Origin of the sequence: Allobosea rubneri, assembly GCF_032464875.1 — a bacterium.
GTDB lineage: Bacteria > Pseudomonadota > Alphaproteobacteria > Rhizobiales > Beijerinckiaceae > Allobosea > Allobosea rubneri.
In genome coordinates, this window is the sequence record NZ_JAWDID010000048.1 from 16,704 (window position 1) to 41,052 (window position 24,349).

Consider the following 24,349-nt stretch of genomic DNA (forward strand, 5'->3'; position numbering starts at 1 on the left):
GCTCGACCTGTCAAAGACCATGACGCAGAGTGGCGAACGCCTGCCACGGCAGGGATCTCCCATCAGCCGGAACGCCATGTCCCAGGACTACGAGACCGAGTACAACAACCGCGCCCGCGTGCCCGAGCATCCCGCGCTGATCGCCGGCTGGGCGGCCGATGCCGCCGCCTATCGCAGCGAAGCTGTCTCCGAACTCGGCGTCAGCTATGGCGAGAGCCCGCGGCAGTATTACGATCTGTTCAAGCCGGAGACGGTCAACAGCCGGGCGATCGTGCTGTTCGTCCATGGCGGCTATTGGCAGGCGCTCGACCCCAGCTATTTCTCGCATATGGCACGAGGCCTGAACCGGCTCGGCGTGCCGGTCGCGGTCGCGGGCTACGATCTTTGCCCGCAGGTCGAGGTCGGCCATATCGTCTGGGAGATGCAGCAGGCTGCGGCGGCGATCTGGCGGCGCTTCAATCTGCCCGTGGTGGCGGCCGGACATTCGGCCGGCGGCCAGCTTTCGGCCTGCCTGCTCGCGACCGACTGGAAGAATGTCGACCCCGAGCTGCCGGACCATCTGGTCCACGCGGCCTATGGCATTTCCGGGCTCTACAACCTGAAGCCGCTGACCGAGACCAGCATCAACAAGGCGCTCGGCCTGACGATGGCGGGAGCCGAGCTCGAAAGCCCGCTGTTCTGGCCGGCCCCTTCAGGGCTGATCATGGACGCCGTGGTCGGCGGGGCGGAGAGCGAGGAATATCTCAAGCAGAGCCGGCGCATCACAGATGTCTGGGGCCTCGGCGGCGTCCGGACGCGCTATGAGGAGATCGAGGGCGCCAATCACTTCACCGTGCTGGCGCCGCTTCCCGATCCGGACAGTGCGATGACCCGGCGCATCGCCGCACTCGCCGGCGCTTGATCTTCCGGCGCAAGCCTCTATCCAGAAGCGGTTCAAGGCACAGGGTTCCGGAGCGCGCGATGCAGACCTTCTTCGTCGAGATCAAGTGCAAGCTCGGCAAGACCTATGAGGTCGCGAGCGAACTCGCCGATCGCGAGATCGCCTCGGAGATTTACTCGACCGCCGGCAATTACGACATCCTCGCCAAGTTCCATGTCGCCGCCGATGTCGATATCGGCCATTTCGTCGCCGAGAAGGTGCAGTCGATCCCCGAGATCGCCGACACCCACACCATCATCACCTTCAAGGCGTTCTGAGGCCTCTGCCCGCTCCCCTCACCTGATCGGCGTGGTCAGCCCGTCCTCGGGCTGCCAAGCACGCAGAAGATCGGCGAAGCGGCGCGCCGCCGGGACGACCGGGCCGGTCGCGGGGAAGAGCAGCGAAGTGCGATAGACGATCCGCGGCGCAAAGCGCCGCGCCGCCAGCCCCTGCATGCCGCCGAGCGTCAGCGGGAAAGGGTTGAGCAGCGCGAGCCCGACGCGCTGGCGCACCAGCTCCGCCATGAAGGTCGCTGTCGCCCCTTCGGCAACCAGCCGGGGCGCGACGCCGGCATCGGCGAAAGCCCGGTCAGCCTCGAAGCGAACCGGAAAGCGCCGCGCCGCGGCGATCAGCGGCTCGTCTGCGAGGTCACGCGGCGCGATCACTGCGTGGGCGGCGAGCGGATGGTCATCCGGCATCACCACATGCGCCACGGCCTCGCGGAAAACCTCGTTGCGAACGCCGATATGCGGCACGGGCACGTCGACCAGCCCGATATCGGCGGCGCGGTCGGCAACCAGCGCGATCACGGAGGTGCTGGTGCCGATCTCGACATTGGCGACGACATCCGGCTCCTGAATCCGGAAGTGCGCCAAAACCGGCGGCAGCACGAACTGCGCCAGCGTCGTCGCAGCGGCGATGCGCAGAACGCTCGCCATCGCCGTCTGCCCGGGCCACCCCGCCAGGCGCTGCAGCGCATCGAAGACCGGCTGCGCCTCCGCCTCGAGGGCGAAGGCGTCGCCGGTGGGCACAAGCCGCCCACCCTCGCGCAGGAAGAGCGGCCGGCCGACATGTGCCTCGAGGGTTGCGAGCGCCCGCGACACGGCCGGCTGCGAGATGCCGAGCATCTGCGCCGCAGCCACGGTTTTCCGGGTCGCGATCATCGCCTGCAGGATCTCGAGCTCGCGCAGGCTGGGCGCCTGTCTTGCCCCCGCCTTGCCGGCCACCCGCTTTTCCATCGGAACCGCCCTCGATTCTGCGTTTACCCCAAGCCGCATTCGAATATGCGCGGACATTATACAGTCTACCAATGGCTATAATTTACAAGCATAGAAAACGGCTCTAGGGTTCGCGCCAAGGCGAGGGAGGGGAAGGTCCGGGCAACCGGCGACTCGCCAGTCATGGTTCAGTTGTTCAAGATGGTGGCTCAGGCCGTCGGGAGGGCAGAATGGAAAAGATCAGCAAGATCGGGCTGAAGGGCCTGAAGGCCGCGCTTCTCGCGGCACCCGTGATGGTCGCCGCCGGGGCGGCCTCGGCCCAGGAACTGCGCGTCGGCATCTCGGCCGAGCTCAGCGCGATGGACCCGCACTATCACAACGTCTCGCCCAACAACATGCTGGCACGGCACGTCTACGAGCCGCTGGTCGGGCAGGACGAGAAGCAGACGCTGAAGCCGCTGCTGGCCGAGAGCTGGAAGGCGATCGACGACACCACCTGGGAATTCAAGCTGCGCAAGAACGTCAAGTTCCATGACGGCTCGCCGTTCACGGCGGACGACGTGATCGCGACCATGCAGCGCGCGCCGAACGTGCCGAAAAGCCCGTCGAGCTTCTCCGCCTATGTGCGCGGCAAAGAGTTCAGCAAGGTCGACGACCACACCGTTCGCGTGAAGACCGCGACGCCGGCGCCGCTGGTGCCGACCGACCTCTCGACCTTCGGCATCATCTCGGCGAAGTGCAAGGACACGACCACCGAGGACTTCAACCTCGGCAAATGCGCGGCCGGCGGCACCGGCGCCTACAAGCAGGCCGAGTATGTCGCGGGCGACCGCGTCGTGCTGACGCCGAACGAGAATTACTGGGGCGGCAAGGAGCCCTGGTCGAAGGTCACCTTCAAGATGATCACCTCGGCCCCGACCCGCGTCGCGGCCCTGCTCGCGGGCGATGTCGACGTGATCGACAACGTCCCGACCTCCGACGTCGCGCGCCTCAAGGGCGACGCCAAGCTCAGCGTCGCCAGCACGGTCTCGAACCGGGTGATCTACTTCCACATGGATCACTTCCGCGAGGTCTCGCCCTTCATCAAGGGCAAGGACGGTTCGGAGATCAAGAACCCGCTGCAGAACCTCAAGGTCCGCCAGGCGCTGTCGATGGCGATCAACCGGCCGGCCATCGTCGACCGCATCATGGAGAAGGAGGCGATCCCCGCCGGCCAGCTCCTGCCCGACGGTTTCTTCGGCACCTCCAAGAAGCTGAAGCCCGTCGCCTATGATCTCAACGGCGCCAAGAAGCTGCTCGCCGAGGCCGGCTATCCGAACGGCTTCAAGATGAAGCTGCACGGGCCGACCAACCGCTACCTCAACGACACCAAGATCATCGAAGCGGTGGCGCAGATGTTCTCGCGCCTCGGCATCGAGACCGAGGTCGAGACGCTGCCTTCGGCGAACTTCTTCACCCGCGCCTCGCAGGGCGGCCAGGGCAACGTGCCGGAATTCTCCTTCATCCTCGTCGGCTGGGGCGCGGGCACGGGTGAGTCCTCCGACTCGCTCAAGGCGCTGCTCGCCACCTTCGACCCGGCCAAGGGCATGGGGGCCACCAATCGCGGCCGCTATTCCAACAAGGCCTTCGACGCCAAGCTGGAAGAGGCGCTGCGCACGGTCGACGACGCCAAGCGCGACCTCGCCCTCGCCGAGGCGATGGAGATCGGCATCAACGATGTCGGCCTGATCCCGACCCACTACCAGCTCAACACCTGGGCTTCGCGCAAGGGCGTCAAGGTCCAGGCCCGGACCGACGAGTACACCCTCGCCACCGGCATTCGTAAGGAATAAGCCGGACACATCGACGCCCGTCCGGACCCGCTTGAAGCCCGGTCCGGACGGCGCGACACTCTTTTCTTGTTGGAATGCGAGGGCGCCATCCGGCCGGATCACCGGTCGGTTGGCGTTTCGCATCCCGCTCCGGAAGGTCCCGGACCATGCTGGCATTCGTCCTGCGCCGCCTGGCGCAAGCGCTATTCGTCATCGCGGCGATGCTCGTGATCGTCTTCTTCGGCGTCAACGTCGTCGGCGATCCCATCTACATGCTGATCTCGCCCGAGATGGACCAGCAGCAGATCGCCGAAACGGCACGCGCGCTCGGTCTCGACCGGCCGATCTGGGAACAGTTCCTGATCTTCCTGAAGAACGCCGTGCAAGGCGATCTCGGCCGGTCCTTCGTGCATGGCGAGTCGGCGATCAAGCTGATCCTGCATCGCATGCCGGCGACGCTGGAGCTCGCTTTCGTCGCCCTCTTCATGGCGATCCTGATCGGCCTGCCGCTCGGCCTCTATGCCGGGCTGAAGCCGGAGAGCCGCATCTCCCGGCTGATCATGGCGATCTCGATCCTCGGCTTCTCTCTGCCGACCTTCTGGGTCGGGCTGATGCTGATCCTGACCTTCGCCGTCAGCCTCGGCTGGCTGCCCGCCACGGGGCGGGGGCCGACCGTCTCGATCCTCGGCATCGATACCTCGCTGCTCTCGCTCAAGGGCTGGCAGCATGTCGCCCTGCCCGCGCTCAACCTCGCTCTGCTCAAGATCTCGCTGGTGATCCGCCTCGCCCGGGCCGGTGCCCGGGAAGCCGCGCTGATGGACTATGTCAAGTTCGCGCGGGCCAAGGGCCTGTCGCAGAGCCGGATCATCGGCGTCCATATCCTCAAGAACATCATGATCCCGATCGTCACCGTGCTCGGGCTCGAATTCGGCTCGCTGGTCGCCTTCTCGGTGGTGACCGAGACGATCTTCGCCTGGCCGGGCATGGGCCGCCTGCTGCTCGAGGCGATCACCCGCCTCGATCGGCCGGTGATCGTCGCCTATGTGATGGTCGTCGTGGTGCTGTTCGTCACGATCAACCTCCTGGTCGACCTGATCTATTCCGCGCTCGATCCACGCGTGCGCCTGACGGAGGCCACCTCATGAGCGAGGCCACCCTGCCCACCGCCGCTGCCGCCCCGCCGGTCGAAGCGAAGGAGGAGACGCCGTTCCGGCGCTTCGCCCGCTCCTTCTTCGAGGACAGGCTCGCCACCTTCGGCCTCGGCCTGTTCGTCCTCATCGTTCTGCTCGCACTGGCTGCGCCGCTGATCGCGCCGCAGAACCCTTACGACCTCGCCAGCGTCGACGTGATGGATTCGCGCCTGCCGCCCGGCGATGTCGCCGGCGAGGGCTTCACCATGTGGCTCGGCTCCGACGGCGTCGGGCGCGACCTGCTCTCCGGCATTCTCTACGGCCTGCGCATCTCGCTGATGGTCGGCGCGTTCTCGGGCATCCTCGCCGCCGGCGTCGGCATGGCGATCGGCCTGATCGCCGCCTATTCCGGCGGGCGCACCGAGAACATTATCATGCGCATCGTCGACCTGCAGCTCTCGCTGCCTTCGGTCCTGGTTGCCCTGATCCTGGTCGCGGGGCTCGGCAAGGGCGTCGACAAGATCATCATCGCGCTGGTGATGGTGCAATGGGCCTATTACGCCCGCACCGTGCGCGGCTCGGCCCTGGTCGAGCGGCGCAAGGAGTATGTCGAGGCGGCCCAGTCGCTCGGCCTCTCCCATGCCCGCACCGTCTTCCGCCACATCCTGCCGAACTGCCTGGCGCCGGTGATCGTCATCGTCACCGTGCAGACGGCGCATGCGATCTCGCTCGAAGCCACGCTCTCCTTCCTCGGCGTCGGCCTGCCCCAGACCGAACCCTCGCTCGGCGTGCTGATCGCCAACGGCTTCCAGTACATGCTCTCGGGCAAGTACTGGATCTCGGTATTCCCCGGCATCGCGCTGCTTCTGACGATCGTCTCGATCAACCTGGTCGGCGACCGCCTGCGCGACGTGCTCAACCCGCGGCTGGAGAAGTGAGGATGGCGCCCGTTCTCGAAGTTTCCGGCCTGAAGACCCATTTCTTCACCCGTGCCGGCACGGTGAAATCGGTCGACGGCGTGTCCTTCCACGTCAACCGCGGCGAGGTGCTCGGCCTCGTCGGCGAGTCCGGCTCGGGCAAGTCGGTCACCGGCTTCTCGGTGATGGGGCTGATCGACCCGCCCGGAAAGATCGTCGAAGGCTCGATCAAGCTCAACGGCAAGGAACTGGTCGGGCTCGACGAGGAGGGATTCCGCAAGGTCCGCGGCCGCGAGGTCGCGATGATCTTCCAGGACCCGATGATGACGCTGAACCCGGTGCTGCGCGTCGACACGCAGATGATCGAGGCCGTCACCGCCCATGACAAGGTTTCGCACAAGGCGGCGCGGGAGCGCGCGCGCGACGCCCTCGCCAAGGTCGGCATCCCCTCTCCCGAGGAGCGGCTCAACGCCTATCCGCACCAGTTTTCCGGCGGCATGCGCCAGCGCGTCGCCATCGCGATCGCCCTGTTGCACCGCCCGCCGCTGATCATCTGCGACGAGCCGACCACGGCGCTCGACGTCACCATCCAGAGCCAGATCCTGGCCGAGATGCAGTCGCTTTGCGCCGAGACCGGCACGGCGCTGGTCTGGATCACCCATGATCTCGGCGTCGTCGCCGGTCTCGCCGACCGGATCGCGGTGATGTATGCCGGGCGCATCGTCGAGACCGGCGCGGTCGACCCCGTGCTCGACACCCCCCTCCATCCCTACACCAGCGGCCTTCTCGGCTCGCTGCCGGCCGAGGGCGAGCCCGGCGCGCCCTTGCGCCAGATCCGCGGCTCGACGCCGTCACTGGCCAGGCTGCCGCAGGGCTGCGCCTTCGCCCCGCGCTGCGATTACGCCCAGGCGGACTGCCTCGCGCAGGCGCCGGCGGTCACCGCTTTTCCGGGCGAGCGCGGCGTGCGCTGCCATCACCCGCTGAACCTCGCCGGAGTCGCGGCATGAGTGCGCCGATCCTGACCCTCGACGGCGTCTCCAAGCGCTTCACCAAGCCGCTCGATGCCGCCTCGAAATTCGCCAACTGGATGGGCGCCGGCTACACCGAGCAGGTGGTCCACGCGGTCGACGGGGTCGACCTCTCGGTGACCCAGGGCGAGGTCGTCGGGCTGGTCGGCGAATCCGGCTGCGGCAAGTCGACACTCGGACGTGTCGTCGCCGGCATCCACCCCCCGAGCGCGGGCCGGGTTTCCTGGCGCGGCCAGTTCACCGACGAGATGGATGCGCAGCAGCGCCGCGCCGCCACGCTGGCGATCCAGATGATCTTCCAGGACCCGATGTCCTCCCTCAACCCGCGCCTGCGGGTCACCGACATCGTCGGCGAGGCTCCGGTCGTGCACGGCCTCGTCGAGAAGGCCCAGCAGGACGCCTATGTCGTCGAGATGCTGGAGCGCGTCGGGCTCGACCCAAGCTACCGCCGGCGGTACCCGCACCAGTTCTCGGGTGGGCAGCGGGCGCGTATTGGCATCGCCCGGGCTCTCGCGGTGAAGCCGCAATTCCTGGTCTGCGACGAAAGCGTGGCCGCACTTGATGTATCGATTCAGGCCCAGGTCCTGAATCTTTTCATGAAGCTGCGCGACGAACTTAACCTGACTTATCTGTTCATCAGCCACGATCTCAGCGTGGTCCGGCACCTCTCCGACCGGGTGGTGATCATGTATCTCGGACGGGTCGTCGAGGCGGCGCCGGCGAGCGAATTGTTCAAGGGCCCGCAGCACCCTTACGCCCAGGCACTGCTCGCCAACGTGCCCTCGATCACGGCGCGCAAGAAGCGCTTCGCACCGCTGAAGGGCGAGATTCCCTCGCCGCTGCACCCGCCCCCGGGCTGCCATTTCCACCCGCGCTGTCCGATGGCCGGGCCGCGCTGCAAGGCGGAACGGCCGGTGCTGAAGCAGATCGCGCCCGGCCATGTCGCGGCTTGCCATCTCCATGACGGCGGGGTCGGAGCGCTGGCCGCCTAGAGCCCGCTCCGGCGCGGACGTTTTGAACAAGGATTATTGCTGGTTCGAAGCTTGACGCGGGGCGTCTTACGGGCGACCTCCGAGCAGCCCGGCGCCGGTTGCGCCGGGCGTACGCCTGGGGAATCGGAACCATGAAGAGCACCCTGTCGGCCGACCTTCGCGCTGGCGCCCTCGTCTATCATCGCCAGCCGCGGGCCGGAAAGCTCGAGATCCAGGCGACCAAGCCGCTCGGCAACCAGCGCGACCTCGCTCTCGCCTATTCGCCCGGCGTCGCCGCGGCCTGCGAGGCGATCGTCGACGATCCGAGCCAGGCCGCCGAGCTGACCTCGCGCCAGAATCTCGTCGCGGTCGTCACCGACGGCACCGCCGTGCTCGGCCTCGGCGATATCGGCCCGCTGGCCTCCAAGCCGGTGATGGAAGGCAAGGCCGTCCTGTTCAAGAAGTTCGCCGGCATCGACTGCTTCGACATCGAGGTCGACCAGCGCAATCTGGAGAAGTTCGTCGAGGTCGTCGCCGCGCTGGAACCGACCTTCGGCGGCATCAACCTGGAAGACATCAAGGGCCCCGAGTGCTTCGAGATCGAGGAGCAGCTCAAGGCCCGGATGAACATCCCGGTCTTCCATGACGACCAGCACGGCACGGCGATCATCGTCGGCGCCGCCGTCCTCAACGGGCTCGATCTCGCCGGCAAGAAGATCGCCGACGTCAAGATCGTCGTCTCTGGTGCCGGCGCGGCCGCGCTCGCCTGCCTCAACCTGCTGGTCTCGCTCGGCGCGCAGCGCAAGAACATCTGGGTCACCGACCTCGAAGGCGTGGTCCACAAGGGGCGCAACACCCTGATGGATCGCTGGAAGGAGGTCTATGCGCAGGAGACCGACGCCCGCACGCTCTCCGACGTCATCGGCGATGCCGACGTCTTCCTCGGGCTCTCGGCCGCGGGCGTGCTCAAGCCGGAGATGGCCAAGCGCATGGGGCCGAAGCCGCTGATCCTGGCGCTCGCCAACCCCAATCCGGAGATCACGCCGGAGGATGCGCTGGCCGCCCGGCCGGACGCGATGATCTGCACCGGCCGCTCGGACTATCCGAACCAGGTCAACAACGTCCTCTGCTTCCCCTACATCTTCCGCGGCGCGCTCGACGTGCAGGCGACGACGATCAACGAGGCGATGAAGCTCGCCGCGGTGCGCGCCATCGCCGCCCTCGCCCGCGAGGCCACCTCCGACATCGCGGCGCGGGCCTATGGCGGCGAGGCGCAGACCTTCGGCGCGACCTCGCTGATCCCGAACCCGTTCGATCCGCGCCTGATCCTGCGTATCGCGCCGGCTGTCGCCGAGGCGGCGATGATCACCGGCGTCGCCAAGAAGCCGCTGATCGACGTCGAGGCCTATCGCGAGGACCTGTCGCGCTTCGTCTTCCGCTCCGGCTTCCTGATGAAGCCGCTCTTCGCCAAGGCCAAGGCCGACCCGAAGCGGGTGGTCTATGCCGAGGGCGAGGATGAGCGCGTGCTGCGCGCGGCGCAGGTGGCGCTAGAGGAGGGGCTGGCTACGCCGATCCTGATCGGCCGCCCGAGCGTGGTCGAGGCCCGCATCGCGCGCTTCGGCCTGACGATCCGGCCCGGCGTCGACTTCGAGCTGATCAATCCGGAAGACGATCCGCGCTATCGCGACTACGTCCAGACCTATCTCGACATCGCCGGCCGCCGCGGCATCACCCCGGAAGCCGCCCGCTCGCTGGTGCGCACCAACAATACGGTGATCGCGGCGCTCGCCGTGGTGCGCGGCGAGGCCGATGCGATGATCACCGGCCTGGAAGGCCGCTTCCTGTCGCGGCTGCGCCATATCCGCGACATCATCGGACTCGAGCCCGGCGTCAGCGACATCGCGGCGATGACGCTGATCATCACCAGCAAGGGCGCCTTCTTCCTCACCGACACGCATGTGAAGCACGATCCGACGGCCGAGGAGATCGCCGACATGACCGTGCTCGCGGCCGGCCATGTCGAGCGCTTCGGCATCGAGCCGAAGATCGCCCTGCTCTCGCATTCCGACTTCGGCGCGGCCGACACCCCGTCCTCGCTGAAGATGCGCAAGGCGCTGGGGCTGATCCGCGAGCGCGCGCCGGATCTCGAATGCGACGGCGAGATGGAGGCCGACTCGGCGCTGGTGGCGGCGATCCGCGACCGTGTCCTGCCCTCCTCGCGTCTGAAGGGCGTCGCCAACGTGCTGGTCTTCCCGAATCTGGACTCGGCCAACATCGCCTATCAGTTCGCCAAGGTGCTGGCGGACGCATTGCCGGTCGGGCCGATCCTGATCGGCGCGGCGAAGCCCGTGCATATCCTGACCGGCTCGGTGACGGCGCGCGGCGTCGTCAACATGACCGCCGTTGCCGTCGTCGAGGCGCAGGGACGCACGCAGAAGGGCTGAGTGCCCTTTTCATGGACCGGGCGGGTATCCCGCCCGGTCTCCCCCGACTACGGCGACCCGCGGACGCTTCCAGGCTCCCCGCCTGCCCGCGGTCGGAGATCGGTTGAAGTCCCCGTTTTCCTCCTTGGCTCCGGCCTCAGGATCGGCCCATACTTCCCGCACGAGCGGGAAAGGGGCCCGTCCGGCTAAGCTTCGGAGAGAGCTCATGAAAAGCTTCAAGGCTGAGTCGCAGTTCCTGCGCCGTCTGCGGCCTCTCGCCCTTGCGGCCGGCCTCGCCCTGGGGCTCGGCCACGCCGCCCTGGCCCAGGTCGTCTTCCATCGCGGCAATGACGGCGACCCCGAGACGCTCGATGCCCACAAGACCTCGACGGTGGCCGAGGCGCACCTGCTGCGCGACCTCTCCGAGGGGCTGGTCATCCACCACATCAACGGCGAGGTCATACCCGGCGTCGCCGAAAGCTGGACGATGAGCGAGGACGGCAAGAGCTACACGTTCAAGCTCCGCGCCAACGCCAAATGGTCGAACGGCGACCCGGTCAAGGCGGGCGATTTCGTCTACTCGCTGAAGCGGATCATCAATCCCGCGACCGGCGCGAAATACGCCAACATCCTCTACCCCATCCTCAACGCCGAGAAGATCAACAAATCGGGCGAAGGCGCGGGCATCGACGAGCTCGGCGTCAAGGCGCCGGACGACACGACGCTGGAAATCAAGCTGGAACGGCCGACGCCCTATTTCCTGGAATTGCTGACGCACCAGACCGGCCTGCCGGTGCATCCGGCCTCCGTCGAGAAGTTCGGCAAGGATTTCGTCAAGCCGGAGAACTGGATCTCCAACGGCGCCTACACGCTGAAGGAGTTCGTGCCGAACTCCCACATCAAGATGGAGAAGAACAGGAACTTCCACGACGCGGCGAACGTGCAGATCGACACGATCCTGTACTATCCCGCCTCCGATCTCGCCGCCGCCGCGCGCCGTTTCCAGGCCGGCGAGCTGCATATGACGACCGACATTCCGGCCGACCAGATCCAGCAATTGCGCGAGAAGCTCGGCAATCAGGTCAAGGTCGCGCCGTATCTCGGCACCTATTTCCTCATCGTAAATACCGCAAAGAAGCCCTTCGACGATCTGCGCGTGCGCCGGGCGCTGTCGCTGGTGATCGACCGCGAGTTCATCGCCGAGGAGATCTGGGGCGGCACCATGCTGCCGGCCTATGGCGTGATCCCGCCGAATATCGGGAACTATGGCGAGCGCGCGGAGGCCGACTTCAAGGGCGTCTCGCCGCTCGACCGCGAGGAAGAGGCGAAGCGCCTGCTCGCCGCCGCCGGCTACGGCCCCGGCATGCCGCTGCGGGTGCAACTGCGCTACAACACCACCGACAACAATCGCCGCACGATGATCGCCATCGCCGAGCAGTGGAAGGTGCTCGGCGTCGAGACCAGCTTCATCAACACCGACGGCAAGACCCATTTCGCCCTGCTGCGCGACGGCGGCGACTTCGACATCGCCCGCTATGGCTGGATCGGAGACTATTCCGATCCCCAGAACTTCCTGTTCCTGTTCCTCAGCGACAATAAGGGCTTCAATTCCGGCAAGTACGCCAATCCGAAGTTCGACGCGCTGCTGCAGCAGGGCGCCGACGAACTCGATCTCGCCAAGCGCGCCGCGATCCTGCGCGAAGCCGACAGCATTCTCGCGGCCGACATGCCGTGGATCCCGCTGATGTACTATTCCTCGAAGAACCTGGTCTCGCCAAAGCTGGTCGGCTTCCAGCAGAATCTGCGCGGCGCGCTGCCGACGCGGTTCATGAGCCTGAAGCCGTGACCGAAGCACGTCATGGCCGGGTTTGACCGACCGGACAGGCGCGACCTTCCCCCTCTCCCCCTGCGGGAGAGGGTCGGGGTGAGGGGTCGGACGACGCTTCATCGTCATGGTCGGGCTTGTCCCGACCATCCACGTCTTCCGGTGACGAGTACGGTGTTCGAGACGTGGATGCTCGCCACAAGGGCGAGCATGACGGGTAGACCTGAGCGACCCCTCATCCGGCTCTTCGGGCCACCTTCTCCCGCAGGGGGAGAGGGGAAGAATGGCGGGCATCCCGGCGCAATCTGATGCTCACCTACATTCTGCGCCGCTTCGCCACCGCGATCCCGACCCTGCTCGTGATCGTGACGCTCTCGTTCTTCCTGATGCGCCTCGCGCCGGGTGGGCCGTTCGATCTCGAACAGCCGCTCGAGGCCAAGGTGATGGAGAATCTGCGACGGATCTATCAGCTCGACCAGCCGCTTCACGCCCAGTACCTGACCTATCTTGGCGCCCTGCTGCGCGGCGATTTCGGTCCCTCCTTCTATTTCCGCGATTTCTCGATCGCCGAGCTCTTCGCGCAAGGACTGCCGGTCTCGATGCGGCTCGGCGCCTCGGCGCTGCTGCTCGCGCTCGCCATAGGCGGCCCGCTCGGCGCGCTCGCCGCCTTCCGCCAGAATGGCGGGGCCGACCATGCGGTGATGGGTTTGGCCACCGCCGGTATCACCATCCCGAATTTCGTCGTTGCGCCGATCCTGCAGATCGTCTTCGGCCTGAGCTTGGCCTGGCTTCCGGTCGGCGGCTGGAATGGCGGCGCCTTCCGCAACACCATCCTGCCGATCGTGACGCTCGCCCTGCCGCAGATCGCCGTGATCGCCAGGATGACGCGGGCGGCGATGATCGAGACGCTGCGTGCCAATCATATCCGGACCCTGCGGGCGCAGGGGCTCTCGGGCGCGACGATCGCCCTGCATGCCGGGCGCGGGGCCGCCCTGCCGGTCATTTCGTATCTTGGCCCGGCCGCGGCGAGCCTGCTCACCGGTTCGGTGGTGGTCGAGACCATCTTCGGTATTCCCGGCATCGGGCGCTATTTCGTCGAGGGCGCGCTCAACCGCGACTACACGCTGGTGATGGGCACGGTGGTCGTCGTCGCCATCTTCGTCCTGGTCTTCAACCTCGTCGTCGACATCCTCTACGCGCTGCTCGACCCGCGCGTCAGGCTGGATTGAGCCGATGAGCGAGGTTGTGCCCCTTCCCGCCCCGCCCGCCGCCCGCTCGCTCTGGCAGGACGCCCGCCTCCGCCTGCTGCGCAACCGCGCCGCGGTCGCGAGCCTCGTCGTGCTGGCGTTGATGACGCTGGCCTGCATCTTCGGGCCCTGGTTCACCGGCCACCCTTACGACCGGGTCTATCAGGACTATGTCCGCGTGCCCGCCAGTCTCTCGGCCTATCCCAAGGCTGAGGCGCTGCCGGCCGCGATACAGCGCATCGCCTTGCGCATAAGGGCGACGCCGAGCGAGGTCGTCGTGGACGCCGCCGAGGTCCGACTGGTCCTGACCGCGCAAAGGCCGATCGACCAGCGCCTGCTGGTCTATTTCGACCGCTCCGACCAGTTCGGCACGCCGCGGATCACGGCCAGCGAGCAGGAGGGCCGCCGGCTCGCGCTCGCCGTCCCCATCAAGCGCCAGCATTTCCTGTTCGGCACCGACAGCAACGGGCGCGACCTCCTGACCCGGACCCTGGTCGCCGGTCGTGTCTCGCTCGCCATCGGCCTGCTCGCCACCGGCGTCGCGCTGGTGATCGGCGTCGCCTATGGCGCCACTGCCGGCTATCTCGGCGGGCGCATCGACATGGTGATGATGCGTATCGTCGACGTCCTCTATTCGCTGCCCTTCATCTTCTTCGTGATCCTGCTGGTCGTGTTCTTCGGCCGTAACTTCATCCTGATGTTCCTCGCCGTCGGCGCGATCGAATGGCTCGACATGGCGCGGATCGTCCGGGGCCAGACGCTCTCGATCAAGCGCCAGGAATATGTGCTGGCGGCCGAGGCGCTCGGCGTCTCGATCGGCGGCATCCTGACGCGCCATGTCATCCCGAACACGCTCGGCCCGGTGATCGTCTACGTCACCTTGCTGGTGCCGAAGGTCATCCTGCTCGAGAGCTTCCTCTCCTTCCTCGGCCTAGGCGTGCAGGAGCCGATGACGAGCTGGGGCGTGCTGATCTCGGACGGCGCGCGGGCGATCCAGGCGACGCCCTGGATGCTCGCCTTCCCCGCCGCTTTCCTGGTGACCACCCTGTTCGCGCTGAACTTCCTCGGCGACGGCCTGCGCGATGCGCTCGACCCGCGGGATCGCTGAAATGGCGAGCGAACCCGTCCTCGCCATCCGCGACCTCAAGGTCCGTTTCCGGACCAATGACGGCCCGTGCGAGGCGGTGCGCGGCATCGACCTCGACGTCGCGCCCGGCGAGTTCGTCGCCATTGTGGGCGAATCCGGTTCCGGCAAGAGCCAGAGCGTGATGGCGGCGATGGGGCTGCTCGCGAGCAATGGCGAGGCTTCGGGCTCGATCCGCTATCGCGGCACCGAGCTGCTCGGCCTCTCCCCGGCAAGGCTCAACGCCTATCGCGGCAGCAAGCTCGCGATGATCTTCCAGGAGCCGATGACCTCGCTCGATCCGCTGTTCCGGATCGGGGCGCAGATGGCCGCGCCGCTGCGCCGGCATAAGGGCCTGTCGCGCAAGGCTGCGCGGACGCGGGCGCTCGAACTGCTGAAGCTGGTGCGCATCCCGCAGCCGGAGCGGCGGCTCGATTCCTATCCGCACGAGCTCTCCGGCGGCCAGCGCCAGCGCGTGATGATCGCCATGGCGCTCGCCAATAATCCCGACATCCTGATCGCCGACGAGCCGACGACAGCGCTCGACGTCACCATCGAGGCCGAGATTCTGGCGCTAATCGCCGAGCTCAGGCAGCGCCTCGGCATGGCGGTGATCCTGATCAGCCACGATCTCGGCCTCGTCAGGAAATATGCCGAGCGCGTCTATGTGATGAAGGCGGGCAAGGTCGTCGAGAGCGGCGCGACTTCGGCGATCTTCGAGAGGCCGACGCATCCCTATACCTGTGCCCTACTCGCGGCCGAGCCGCATGGCCGCAAGGCCCCGCCTCCTCCCGACGCCCCAATCCTGCTCGAAGCCCGCGACCTGCGCGTCAGCTTCGATCTGAGCCGCGGCTTCCTCCGGCGTGAAAGGGCCGTGCTGCACGCCGTCGACGGCGTCGATCTCAGCCTGCGGCGCGGCCAGACCATCGGCATCGTCGGCGAATCCGGCTCGGGCAAGTCGACGCTCGGCCGGGCGATCCTGAAGCTTGTGCCGGCCAGCGGGCAGGTGCGCTTCGAGGACCGGGCGCTGACCGGGCTCGACCGGGCCGCGATGCGTCCGCTGCGCCGCAGCCTGCAGGCGGTGTTCCAGGACCCGTTCGGCTCGCTCTCGCCGCGGCTGACCGTCGGCGAGATCGTCACCGAAGGGCTGCTGGTCCACGAGCCCGGCCTGTCGCGCGGCGAGCGGGAGCGGCGCGCCGCCGAAGCACTGGCCGAAGTCGCGCTCGATCCAGCCCTGCGCAACCGCTATCCGCACGAATTCTCCGGCGGCCAGCGCCAGCGCATCGCAATCGCCCGCGCCATGATCCTGTGTCCGGCGCTGGTGGTGCTCGACGAGCCGACCTCGGCGCTCGACCGCACCGTCCAGGCCAGCATCGTCGCCCTGCTCAAGCAACTGCAGGCGCGGCACCGCCTGTCCTATCTCTTCATCAGCCACGACCTTTCCGTGGTCCGGGCGATGTCCGACGAGATCATGGTGATGAAGGATGGCCGGGTGGTCGAGCGTGGGCCGACCGAGGCGATCTTCGAGGCGCCGCAGCAGGCCTACACGCAGCGCCTGATCGCGGCGGCGCTGAAGTGCTGAGACGGAAGTCCCGTAAGGGCCGCGTCCTGCGCCGGGCGCTGAGCGGCAACACGGCCTGCCCTCTCGCATCGCGTCGTCCGCTCGGATAGGAAAGGTGCGCCTTTGTCCACCCAGCAAGAGACCCGAGCGATGAGCCGCACCGTCTACGTCAATGGCGCCTATCTTCCCGAGGAAGACGCCACGATCTCGATCTTCGACCGCGGCTTCATCTTCGGCGACGGCATCTATGAGGTCTCGGCGGTGCTCGGCGGCAAGCTCGTCGATTGCGATGCGCACCTCATCCGCCTGGAGCGCTCCTGCAACGAAATCGGCCTGAAGCTGGCCTGGAGCCGCGCCGAACTGATCGCCATCCATGAAGAGCTGATCGCCCGCAACAACCTCGACGAGGGCTCGATCTATCTGCAGGTCTCGCGCGGCGCCGCCGATCGCGACTTCGCTTTCCCCAAGGACATCAAGCCGTCGCTCGTCCTCTTCACCCAGGCGCGCAAATTCGCGGACACGCCGCTGGCGAAGACCGGCATCAAGGTGGTCAGCACGCCGGATCTGCGCTGGGCGCGCCGCGACATCAAGAGCGTCAACCTGCTCGGCCCGGTGCTGGCCAAGCAGTTCGCCGCCGAGAACGACGCGCAGGAAGCCTGGCTGATCGAGGACGGCGTCGTCACCGAGGGCGCCTCGTCGACCGCCTGGATCGTCAAGGGCAAGACGCTGATCTCGCGTCCGCTCTCCAACAAGGTGCTGCCCGGCATCACCCGCAAGGCGGTGCTCGCCTTCCTCGCCGAAAGCGGCTTCACCTTCGAGGAGCGTGAATTCACGCTCGCCGAGGCGATCGACGCCGAGGAGGCCTTCATCACCTCCGCGACCAGCCTGGTGATGCCGGTCACCACCATCGACGGCCACAGCATCCACAATGGCGCGCCGGGACCGGCGACGCTCAGGCTGCGCGAGATCTATCTCGAGCACGCCCGCAAGGGCGGCGTGCTCGGCTGATATCTCTCACCTGTCGTCCCGGGCAGAGCGAAGCGGAGACCCGGGACCCATTCCGGAACGGTTCAGGCATGGATCCCGGATCGGCGCCGCTATCGCGGCTTGTCCGGGATGACAAATGTCAGGCTTCTGGCAATTCCACCCGCTCGCCCATCACATAGGTCGCGACCACGTTGCGCTCGTCGCCGAGCGTGACCAGCACGAAGAGTTCCTCCGAAAGATCGCGCGCCGTCTCCAGCCGGTGCGCCATCGCGAGCGTCGCGGCGGGATCGAGCACCACGATATCCGCCTCGCGCCCCGCCTCGAACGAGCCGATCAGATGATCGAGACCGAGCGCGACCGCATTGCCGAGCGTGATCGCGTGCAGGGCCTCGAACGCCGAGAGCGATTGCCCCTGCAATTGCAGGATCTTGTAGGCCTCGGCCATGGTCCGCAGCATCGAATAGGAGGTGCCGCCGCCGATATCGGTGGCGAGCGCAACCTTGACGCCCTCGCGCCGGGCCCGCTCCCAGTCGAACAGGCCGGAGCCGAGGAAGAGGTTCGAAGTCGGGCAGAAGACCGCGACCGCACCAGCTTGAGCAAAGGCGCGCCATTCGCGCTTGGTCATGTGAATGCAGTGGCCGAGCAGGCTCTTCCGACCCAGCAGCCCGTAATCCTCGTAGATGCCGGCATAGTCGGCTGCATCGGGATAGAGTTCGCGCGCAAAGGCGATCTCGGCCCGGTTCTCGTTGATATGGGTCTGGACGAAGCAGTCGGGATGCTCCGCGACGAGGCGCTGCGAGGCCGCCATCTGCTCGGGCGACGAGGTCACGGCGAAGCGCGGCGTGATCGCGTAGAGCTGCCTGCCCTTGCCATGCCAGCGGCCGATCAGCGCCTTGCTCTCGGCATAGCCGCTTTCGGCCGTATCCGTCAGCGCCGCCGGTGCGTTGCGGTCCATCATCACCTTGCCCGCGATCATCCTTGTGTTGCGGCGATGCGATTCGGTGAAGAAGGCCTCCGCCGATTTTTCGTGCACGGAGCAATAGACTGCGGCAGTCGTGGTGCCGCTCGACAGGAGTTCGTCGAGCAGGAAGCGCGAAAGCTTTTCGGCATGGCCCTGCTGCGCCAGCTTCTGCTCCTCGACGAAGGTGTATTTGTTCAGCCACTCCATCAGTTGCGCGCCATAGGAGGCGATCACCTGGGTCTGCGGCATGTGGATATGGGCGTCGATGAAGCCCGGCATGATCAGATGCGGGCGATGGTCGATGATCTCGGTCGCGGCGGGCAGGGTCGGCAGCAGCGCCCGCGCCTCCCCGGCCGCCCGGATCAGCCCGCCCTCGACGACCAGCAGCCCGTCTTCGACATAGCGATGCGCGGCCTCGCCGATCTTATGCGGATCGCCGACGAACCAGAGAAGCCGCCCCCTTAGGGCTCGCACCGCATCCTGCCTGCTCAACCTGCATACTCCGGCGCCGATACCTATCTTATCTGCACCAAATCAAAGCTTCCGGCCAAGCGACGAACATGCCTAATCTCAGGGCATGTTCGCGATTTGCTCTCGATGGAGCTGCCATGCGTGAGACCGTCCGCTTCCTGCTCGGCGACGAGCTGGTCGAGATCGCAAGCTGCGATCCGACCCGGACGGTGCTGGACTGGCTCCGGCTCGACCGGCGCCGCACCGGCAGCAAGGAGGGCTGTGCCGAAGGCGATTGCGGCGCCTGCACCGTCGTCATCGGCCGGCTCGATGGCGGAGAGCTGCGCTACGAGGCGATCAATGCCTGCATCCGCTTCCTGCCGACGCTGGACGGCTGCCAGCTCCTGACGGTCGAGCACCTGAAGGGTGCCGACGGCGCGCTCCACCCGGTGCAGCAGGCGATGGTCGACTGCCATGGCTCGCAATGCGGCTTCTGCACGCCGGGCATCGTGATGTCGCTGTTCGCGCTCTGGCTGAACGAGGCGGCTCCTTCCATCGCGCGCATCGAGGATGCGCTCGCCGGCAATCTCTGCCGCTGCACCGGCTATGAGCCGATCATCGCAGCCGGACTGCGGGCAGCTGCCGCAGATCGCGCGCAGGACCGCTTTGCCCAAGCGCAAGGCGAGATCGCCAGCCGCCTCGCCGAACTGCGGGACATGCAAACCGTGGCGATAGGTGATGGCGAGCGGCGCCATTTCTCGCCTGCGACCACAGAAGCCCTCGCCGAGCTCATCGCCTCCCACCCCCAGGCGACGCTGGTCGCCGGCGCGACCGATGTCGGGCTCTGGGTGACCAAGGGCATGCGCCGGCTCGATCCCGTGATCCATCTCGGCCGGATCGAGGAACTGCGCGCCATAGCGGACGAAGGCGACGAGCTGCGCTTCGGCGCGATGGCGAACCATGTCGCCGTGCGCAGGGCGCTCGCAACCATCTCTCCCCAGCTCGACGAGATGATGCGCCGTTTCGGCGGCGAACAGGTCCGCAATGCCGGCACAATCGGCGGCAACATCGCCAATGGCTCTCCGATCGGCGATCTGCCACCGGCGCTGATCGCCTTGGGCGCCACGCTGGTGCTGCGCAAGGGCAGCGCGCACCGAGAACTCCCGCTCGAAGCCTTCTTCCTCGACTACCGCAAGCAGGACCGTCGCGAGGGCGAGTTCGTCGAAGCCGTGCTGGTACCGAAACTGCCGGCCGATGCGCTGTTCCACGTCTCGAAGATCTCGAAGCGCTTCGACGAGGACATTTCGGCCCTGTGCGGCGCCTTCTTCCTGCGCCGAGACCCCGATAACCGCATCGTCGAAGCCCGCCTCGCCTTCGGCGGCATGGCCGGCATCCCGAAACGGGCGAAAGCAGCGGAGGCGGCCCTGCTTGGCCGGTACTGGAACGAGGCCACCGTCGCCGCCGCCATCGCCGCGCTCGCGGGTGATTTCACGCCGCTTACCGACATGCGCGCCTCGGCGGCCTACCGGCTCAAGGTCGCGGGCAACCTGCTGCGGCGGTTCCTGCTCGAAACGACCGTTCCCGAAGCGGCGACCCGGGTCGCCGGCCTGCTGGCGGAGGCCGCCCATGGCTGACGCACGCAAACGGCTCGACGCCATGGAGACGCGGCCGATCGTCGGCTCGCCGCTGAAGCACGATTCCGCCGAGAAGCACGTCGCCGGCGAGGCCGTCTATGTCGACGACATCCTGGAGCCGGCCGGCACCGCCCATGCGTGCCTCGGCCTCTCCAGCATCGCCCATGGCCGGTTGCTGTCGCTCGACCTGTCGGCGGTCGAGGCCGCGCCGGGCGTGCTCGCGGTCCTGACCGCCGCCGACATCCCGGGCGAGAACGACATCTCCTCGACGCACAAGCATGACGAGCCGGTCTTCGCGACCGAGGCGATCCTGCATCATGGCCAGCCGCTCTTTGCGGTCATCGCCGAGACGCGCGAGCAGGCGCGGCATGCCGCGGCGCTGGCGAAGGCGGAATACGAGGAAGCTGCGCCCCTGCTCGACGTCGCTTCGGCGCGTGCCGCAGGCGGCGAGCTCGTCACCGAGCCGCTGAAGCTCGAACGCGGCGATGTCGCGGCCGGTCTCGCGGCGAGCCCGCGCCGGCTCAACGGCGCGATGGCGATCGGCGGGCAGGACCATTTCTATCTCGAAAGCCAGATCGCCCTCGCCGTCCCCGGCGAGGATGGCGACATGCTGGTGCACTCCTCGACCCAGCATCCGAGCGAGGTCCAGCACATGGTCGCGGCTGTGCTCGGCGTCGGCGCCCATGCGGTAACGATCGAGGTCAGGCGCATGGGCGGCGGCTTCGGCGGCAAGGAAACGCAGGCCAATCTCTTCGCCTGCGTCGCGGCGCTCGCCGCCCGCAAGCTCGGGCGGCCGGTGAAGCTGCGGCCCGACCGCGACGACGACATGGTGATCACCGGCAAGCGCCATGATTTCGTCGTCGACTACGAGATCGGTTTCGACGATGACGGGCGCATCCATGCGGTCGACGCCGTCTATGCGGCGCGCTGCGGCTGGAACGCCGACCTTTCCGGCCCGGTCACCGACCGTGCCCTGTTCCACATGGACAATTGCTATTTCTATCCGGCGGTGCGCGCGCGCTCCGAACCGCTGCGCACGCACACCGTCTCGAACACCGCCTTCCGCGGTTTCGGCGGACCGCAGGGCATGGTCGGGGCCGAGCGCTTCATCGAGGAGGTCGCCTACGCCACCGGGCTCGACCCGCTGGAGGTGAGACGGCGCAATCTCTATGGCGGCGAGGGCCGGCTGACGACGCCCTATCACCAGCAGGTCGAGGACATGATCGCCGGCGAGGTGATCGACGAGCTGGAACGCGACTGCCATTACCGCGAGCGGCAACGGGCGATCCGCGCCTTCAACCGGGAAAGCCCGGTCATCAAGCGCGGCATCGCGCTGACGCCGGTGAAATTCGGGATCTCCTTCACCGCGACCTGGTACAATCAAGCCGGCGCGCTGGTGCATGTCTACACCGACGGCACGGTCGCGCTGAATCATGGCGGCACCGAAATGGGCCAGGGGCTCTACCAGAAGGTGGCGCAGGTCGTGGCCCAGGCCTTCGGCATCGGCCTCGACAGGATCAGGATCACCGCGACGACGACCGGCAAGGTGCCGAACACCTCGGCTACCGCCGCCTCCTCCGGCTCCGACCTCAACGGCATGGCCGCGCTCGACGCCTGCGAGACGATCAAGCAGCGGCTCGTGGCTTTCGCCGCGGAGCGCTGGCAGGAGGCGCCGGAGGCAATCGCCTTCCTCCCGGGACGGGTTCGGATCGGGGCGCACGAGATCGCCTTCGTCGAGCTGGTCAAGGCGGCCTACATGGCCCGCGTCCAGCTCTCGGCGACGGGCTTCTACGCCACTCCGAAGATTCACTGGGACCGCAAGGCCGGACGCGGCCATCCCTTCTACTATTTCGCCTATGGCGCAGCGGCCTCCGAGGTCGCGATCGACACGCTGACCGGCGAGTACAAGGTCGAGCGCGTCGACATCCTGCATGATTGCGGCAACTCGCTGAACCCGGCGATCGACAAGGGCCAGATCGAGGGCGGCTTCGTCCAGGGCATGGGCTGGCTGACCACCGAGGAGCTGGTCTGGGACGAGAAGGGGCGCCTCAGGACCCACGCACCCTCGACCTACAAGATCCCGGTAGCCTCCGACCGGCCGCGCATCTTCAACGTCGCCCTGCTGGAGAACGCGCCCAATCGCGAACACACGATCCATCGCTCCAAGGCAGTCGGCGAGCCGCCGCTGATGCTGGCGATCAGTGTGCTGCAAGCGCTGTCGGATGCGGTCGCCAGCGTCGGCGACCATCGCTTCTGTCCGAAGCTCGACGCACCGGCGACGCCCGAACGCGTGCTCGATGCGGTCGAGCGAGTGCGGGCGCTGGCCGCCGCCACGGAGGGCGCGTCATGACGCTCTCCGATTTTCTCGAACGGCATCTCGACGAAGGCGCGATCGTCGTCCGCATCGAACGCGTGCAGGGTTCGACGCCGCGCGAGGCCGGCGCGACGATGATCGTCTCGCACCATGACAGCGCCGGCACGATCGGCGGTGGACAGCTCGAATTCCATTGCCTCGATCTCGCCCGCGATATGCTGGCGACCGGCGACCAGCAGCGCCGGGTCGACCTGCCGCTCGGCCCCCAAATGGGCCAGTGCTGCGGTGGGCGCGTCGAGGTCTCGCTGGCGCGCGCCACCCCCGCCGACCTCGCCGCCTTGCGCGCAAGCGAGGCGAAAGCGGCGGCCGGACGGCCGCAGGTGCTGATCTTCGGCGCCGGGCATACCGGCAAGGCCCTCGCCCGCTGCCTGTCCCTGCTGCCGCTCGCCGTGACGCTGGTCGACGACCGACCTGGCCAGTTCGCGGACCTGCCAGAGGCCATTTCCTGCCTCCATCTCGACAATCCCGAGCAGGTGCTCGCCACGGCGCATGCCGGCGCTGCCTTCATCGTCCTGACCCACAGCCACGCGCTCGACTACCGGCTGGCCGAGGCGGCGCTTCTGCGCGGCGATGCAGCCTATGTCGGGATGATCGGCTCGGCGACGAAGCGCGCCCGCTTCGAGGCGAGCTTCCGGCGCCGGCACCCCGGAAGCGCGGCCCTGACGCGTCTGACCTGCCCAATCGGTGGATCGGATGTGCATGACAAGCGTCCGGAGGTGATCGCGGCCTTGACGGCGGCCGAGCTGGTACGTTGGTTGCTTGGCGAGAAGGCGGCCTTCGCGGGGAAGGACGCCACCGCGCCAGAGAAAGGCCGAGCCGCCCATGACGCTGCCGCCTGACGAGACGGCCCCCTTACGTCTGGCGCTCGCCCATGTCTCGAAGAGCTTTCCGGGCGTGAAGGCCAATCAGGACATCAGCTTCGGCGTCCGGCCGGGCGAGATTCATGCGCTGCTCGGCGAGAACGGCGCCGGCAAGTCGACCCTGGTCAAGATCATCTACGGCGTGCAGCGCGCCGACGAGGGCGAGATCCGCTGGGACGGCCACCCCGTCGAGATCCCCTCGCCCAAGGCCGCCCGCAAGCTCGGCATCGGCATGGTGTTCCAGCATTTCTCTCTGTTCGACGGCATGACGGTGCTGGAGAACATCGCGCTGGGGCTCGACGAGAAGGTCCCGGCGGAAGAGCTGAAACGGCGGATCAAGGCGATCCTCGACAGCTATTCCCTGCCGCTCGACCCGAACCGCGAGGTGCACACGCTCTCGGTCGGCGAGCGCCAGCGCATCGAGATCGTGCGCTGCCTGCTGCAGAAGCCGAAGCTGCTGATCATGGACGAGCCGACCTCGGTGCTGACGCCGCAGGAGGTCGAGCGCCTGTTCGACACCTTGCGCCAGATCGCGGCCGAGGGCTGCTCGATCCTCTACATCAGCCACAAGCTGCACGAGATCAAAGCCTTGTGCGAGGCCGCGACCATCCTGCGGGCTGGCCGGGTCGTCGCGACCTGCGACCCCCGCGCCGAGACGACGCGGCGCATGGCCGAGCTGATGATCGGCTCCGAGCTCAAGAGCATCGAGCGCCCCGCCGCGGCCGGCGAGGCACGCCGCGCCCGCCTCGTCGTCAGCGGGCTCGACATGCCGGGCGAGCCGCCCTTCGGCACCCGGCTGAAGAATATCGGCTTCACCGCCCATGCCGGCGAGATCCTCGGCATCGCCGGCGTTGCCGGGAACGGCCAGGCCGAGCTGTTGCTGGCCCTTTCGGGCGAGCGCCGCGCCGCCT

Annotated in this window: 19 protein-coding genes; 17 read left to right on the forward strand and 2 right to left on the reverse strand. The window is 67.4% G+C overall.

The genetic code is table 11. The features are described 5' to 3' along the window. Nucleotides 1–76: 76 nt before the first annotated feature. Complete coding sequence (locus RKE40_RS22965) at nucleotides 77–901, forward strand: alpha/beta hydrolase (protein ID WP_316020532.1); 825 nt, start codon at nucleotides 77–79, stop codon at nucleotides 899–901. A gap of 59 nt (nucleotides 902–960) precedes the next feature. Continuing rightward, nucleotides 961–1,197 (forward strand): Lrp/AsnC ligand binding domain-containing protein, encoded by a 237-nt coding sequence (locus RKE40_RS22970; RefSeq protein WP_066468653.1) that lies wholly within the window; start codon nucleotides 961–963, stop codon nucleotides 1,195–1,197. A gap of 18 nt (nucleotides 1,198–1,215) precedes the next feature. On the opposite strand, the gene RKE40_RS22975 is transcribed toward RKE40_RS22970, so the two are convergent. After that, nucleotides 1,216–2,157, reverse strand: coding sequence for a LysR substrate-binding domain-containing protein (locus tag RKE40_RS22975; protein ID WP_316020533.1), 942 nt, complete (start codon nucleotides 2,155–2,157; stop codon nucleotides 1,216–1,218). A gap of 209 nt (nucleotides 2,158–2,366) precedes the next feature. Between RKE40_RS22975 and RKE40_RS22980 the strand changes: the two genes are divergently transcribed. The 11 genes from RKE40_RS22980 (at nucleotide 2,367) to RKE40_RS23030 (ending at nucleotide 17,180) form a co-directional block, all read left to right on the forward strand. Further along, nucleotides 2,367–3,968, forward strand: a complete 1,602-nt coding sequence (locus RKE40_RS22980; protein WP_316020534.1) for an ABC transporter substrate-binding protein — start codon at nucleotides 2,367–2,369, stop codon at nucleotides 3,966–3,968. A 146-nt stretch (nucleotides 3,969–4,114) separates the two neighbouring features. Continuing rightward, complete coding sequence (locus RKE40_RS22985; RefSeq protein WP_066468646.1) at nucleotides 4,115–5,092, forward strand: ABC transporter permease; 978 nt, start codon at nucleotides 4,115–4,117, stop codon at nucleotides 5,090–5,092. Further along, complete coding sequence (locus tag RKE40_RS22990) at nucleotides 5,089–6,015, forward strand: ABC transporter permease (RefSeq protein WP_316020535.1); 927 nt, start codon at nucleotides 5,089–5,091, stop codon at nucleotides 6,013–6,015. Before RKE40_RS22985 ends, RKE40_RS22990 begins: the two co-directional genes overlap by 4 nt. Before the next feature lie 2 nt (nucleotides 6,016–6,017). Next, entirely contained in the window at nucleotides 6,018–7,001 is a 984-nt protein-coding gene (locus RKE40_RS22995) for an ABC transporter ATP-binding protein (protein ID WP_316020536.1), read from the forward strand. Further along, the gene (locus RKE40_RS23000; RefSeq protein WP_316020537.1) at nucleotides 6,998–8,014 is read left to right on the forward strand and encodes an ABC transporter ATP-binding protein; all 1,017 of its coding nucleotides are present in this window, start codon (nucleotides 6,998–7,000) and stop codon (nucleotides 8,012–8,014) included. The genes RKE40_RS22995 and RKE40_RS23000 overlap by 4 nt, the downstream gene beginning before the upstream one ends. 131 nt (nucleotides 8,015–8,145) lie before the next feature. Next, nucleotides 8,146–10,437, forward strand: a complete 2,292-nt coding sequence (locus tag RKE40_RS23005) for an NADP-dependent malic enzyme (protein ID WP_316020538.1) — start codon at nucleotides 8,146–8,148, stop codon at nucleotides 10,435–10,437. 205 nt (nucleotides 10,438–10,642) lie between these two features. Further along, nucleotides 10,643–12,262: a peptide ABC transporter substrate-binding protein gene (locus tag RKE40_RS23010; protein WP_316020539.1), complete on the forward strand. Its 1,620-nt coding sequence runs from the start codon at nucleotides 10,643–10,645 to the stop codon at nucleotides 12,260–12,262. Between the two features lie 287 nt (nucleotides 12,263–12,549). Beyond that, nucleotides 12,550–13,470, forward strand: coding sequence for an ABC transporter permease subunit (locus RKE40_RS23015; RefSeq protein WP_316020540.1), 921 nt, complete (start codon nucleotides 12,550–12,552; stop codon nucleotides 13,468–13,470). A 4-nt stretch (nucleotides 13,471–13,474) separates the two neighbouring features. Then, nucleotides 13,475–14,596 (forward strand): ABC transporter permease subunit, encoded by a 1,122-nt coding sequence (locus tag RKE40_RS23020; protein WP_316020541.1) that lies wholly within the window; start codon nucleotides 13,475–13,477, stop codon nucleotides 14,594–14,596. Nucleotide 14,597: 1 nt separating this feature from the next. Continuing rightward, entirely contained in the window at nucleotides 14,598–16,193 is a 1,596-nt protein-coding gene (locus RKE40_RS23025; RefSeq protein WP_316020542.1) for an ABC transporter ATP-binding protein, read from the forward strand. A gap of 129 nt (nucleotides 16,194–16,322) precedes the next feature. Continuing rightward, nucleotides 16,323–17,180, forward strand: a complete 858-nt coding sequence (locus tag RKE40_RS23030) for a D-amino-acid transaminase (RefSeq protein WP_316020543.1) — start codon at nucleotides 16,323–16,325, stop codon at nucleotides 17,178–17,180. Between the two features lie 118 nt (nucleotides 17,181–17,298). Here the strand turns inward: RKE40_RS23030 and guaD are convergent, their stop codons facing one another. Continuing rightward, nucleotides 17,299–18,612, reverse strand: a complete 1,314-nt coding sequence (gene guaD, locus RKE40_RS23035) for a guanine deaminase (protein ID WP_316020544.1) — start codon at nucleotides 18,610–18,612, stop codon at nucleotides 17,299–17,301. Nucleotides 18,613–18,728: 116 nt separating this feature from the next. Here guaD and xdhA point away from each other — a divergent pair, with 116 nt between their 5' ends. The 4 genes from xdhA to RKE40_RS23055 form a co-directional block, all read left to right on the forward strand. Next, a complete protein-coding gene (gene xdhA / locus RKE40_RS23040; RefSeq protein ID WP_316020545.1) occupies nucleotides 18,729–20,204 on the forward strand; it encodes a xanthine dehydrogenase small subunit in 1,476 nt (491 codons plus the stop codon). A 22-nt stretch (nucleotides 20,205–20,226) separates the two neighbouring features. Continuing rightward, nucleotides 20,227–22,554 carry a xanthine dehydrogenase molybdopterin binding subunit gene (xdhB, locus tag RKE40_RS23045; protein ID WP_316020549.1) on the forward strand — a complete coding sequence of 776 codons (2,328 nt, stop codon included), beginning with the start codon at nucleotides 20,227–20,229 and terminating at the stop codon, nucleotides 22,552–22,554. Next, a complete protein-coding gene (gene xdhC / locus RKE40_RS23050) occupies nucleotides 22,551–23,417 on the forward strand; it encodes a xanthine dehydrogenase accessory protein XdhC (RefSeq protein WP_316020546.1) in 867 nt (288 codons plus the stop codon). The genes xdhB and xdhC overlap by 4 nt, the downstream gene beginning before the upstream one ends. Continuing rightward, nucleotides 23,401–24,349: ABC transporter ATP-binding protein (locus tag RKE40_RS23055; protein WP_316020547.1), on the forward strand; the 949-nt coding region annotated here is incomplete at its 3' end. The genes xdhC and RKE40_RS23055, both read left to right, overlap by 17 nt.

Coding starts and splice junctions, on each gene's coding strand:
- RKE40_RS22965 (WP_316020532.1), top strand. CDS start 77: ATGTCCCAGGACTACGAGACCGAGTACAACAACCGCGCCCGCGTGCCC.
- RKE40_RS22970 (WP_066468653.1), top strand. CDS start 961: ATGCAGACCTTCTTCGTCGAGATCAAGTGCAAGCTCGGCAAGACCTAT.
- RKE40_RS22975 (WP_316020533.1), bottom strand. CDS start 2,157: ATGGAAAAGCGGGTGGCCGGCAAGGCGGGGGCAAGACAGGCGCCCAGC.
- RKE40_RS22980 (WP_316020534.1), top strand. CDS start 2,367: ATGGAAAAGATCAGCAAGATCGGGCTGAAGGGCCTGAAGGCCGCGCTT.
- RKE40_RS22985 (WP_066468646.1), top strand. CDS start 4,115: ATGCTGGCATTCGTCCTGCGCCGCCTGGCGCAAGCGCTATTCGTCATC.
- RKE40_RS22990 (WP_316020535.1), top strand. CDS start 5,089: ATGAGCGAGGCCACCCTGCCCACCGCCGCTGCCGCCCCGCCGGTCGAA.
- RKE40_RS22995 (WP_316020536.1), top strand. CDS start 6,018: ATGGCGCCCGTTCTCGAAGTTTCCGGCCTGAAGACCCATTTCTTCACC.
- RKE40_RS23000 (WP_316020537.1), top strand. CDS start 6,998: ATGAGTGCGCCGATCCTGACCCTCGACGGCGTCTCCAAGCGCTTCACC.
- RKE40_RS23005 (WP_316020538.1), top strand. CDS start 8,146: ATGAAGAGCACCCTGTCGGCCGACCTTCGCGCTGGCGCCCTCGTCTAT.
- RKE40_RS23010 (WP_316020539.1), top strand. CDS start 10,643: ATGAAAAGCTTCAAGGCTGAGTCGCAGTTCCTGCGCCGTCTGCGGCCT.
- RKE40_RS23015 (WP_316020540.1), top strand. CDS start 12,550: ATGCTCACCTACATTCTGCGCCGCTTCGCCACCGCGATCCCGACCCTG.
- RKE40_RS23020 (WP_316020541.1), top strand. CDS start 13,475: ATGAGCGAGGTTGTGCCCCTTCCCGCCCCGCCCGCCGCCCGCTCGCTC.
- RKE40_RS23025 (WP_316020542.1), top strand. CDS start 14,598: ATGGCGAGCGAACCCGTCCTCGCCATCCGCGACCTCAAGGTCCGTTTC.
- RKE40_RS23030 (WP_316020543.1), top strand. CDS start 16,323: ATGAGCCGCACCGTCTACGTCAATGGCGCCTATCTTCCCGAGGAAGAC.
- xdhA (WP_316020545.1), top strand. CDS start 18,729: ATGCGTGAGACCGTCCGCTTCCTGCTCGGCGACGAGCTGGTCGAGATC.
- xdhB (WP_316020549.1), top strand. CDS start 20,227: ATGGAGACGCGGCCGATCGTCGGCTCGCCGCTGAAGCACGATTCCGCC.
- xdhC (WP_316020546.1), top strand. CDS start 22,551: ATGACGCTCTCCGATTTTCTCGAACGGCATCTCGACGAAGGCGCGATC.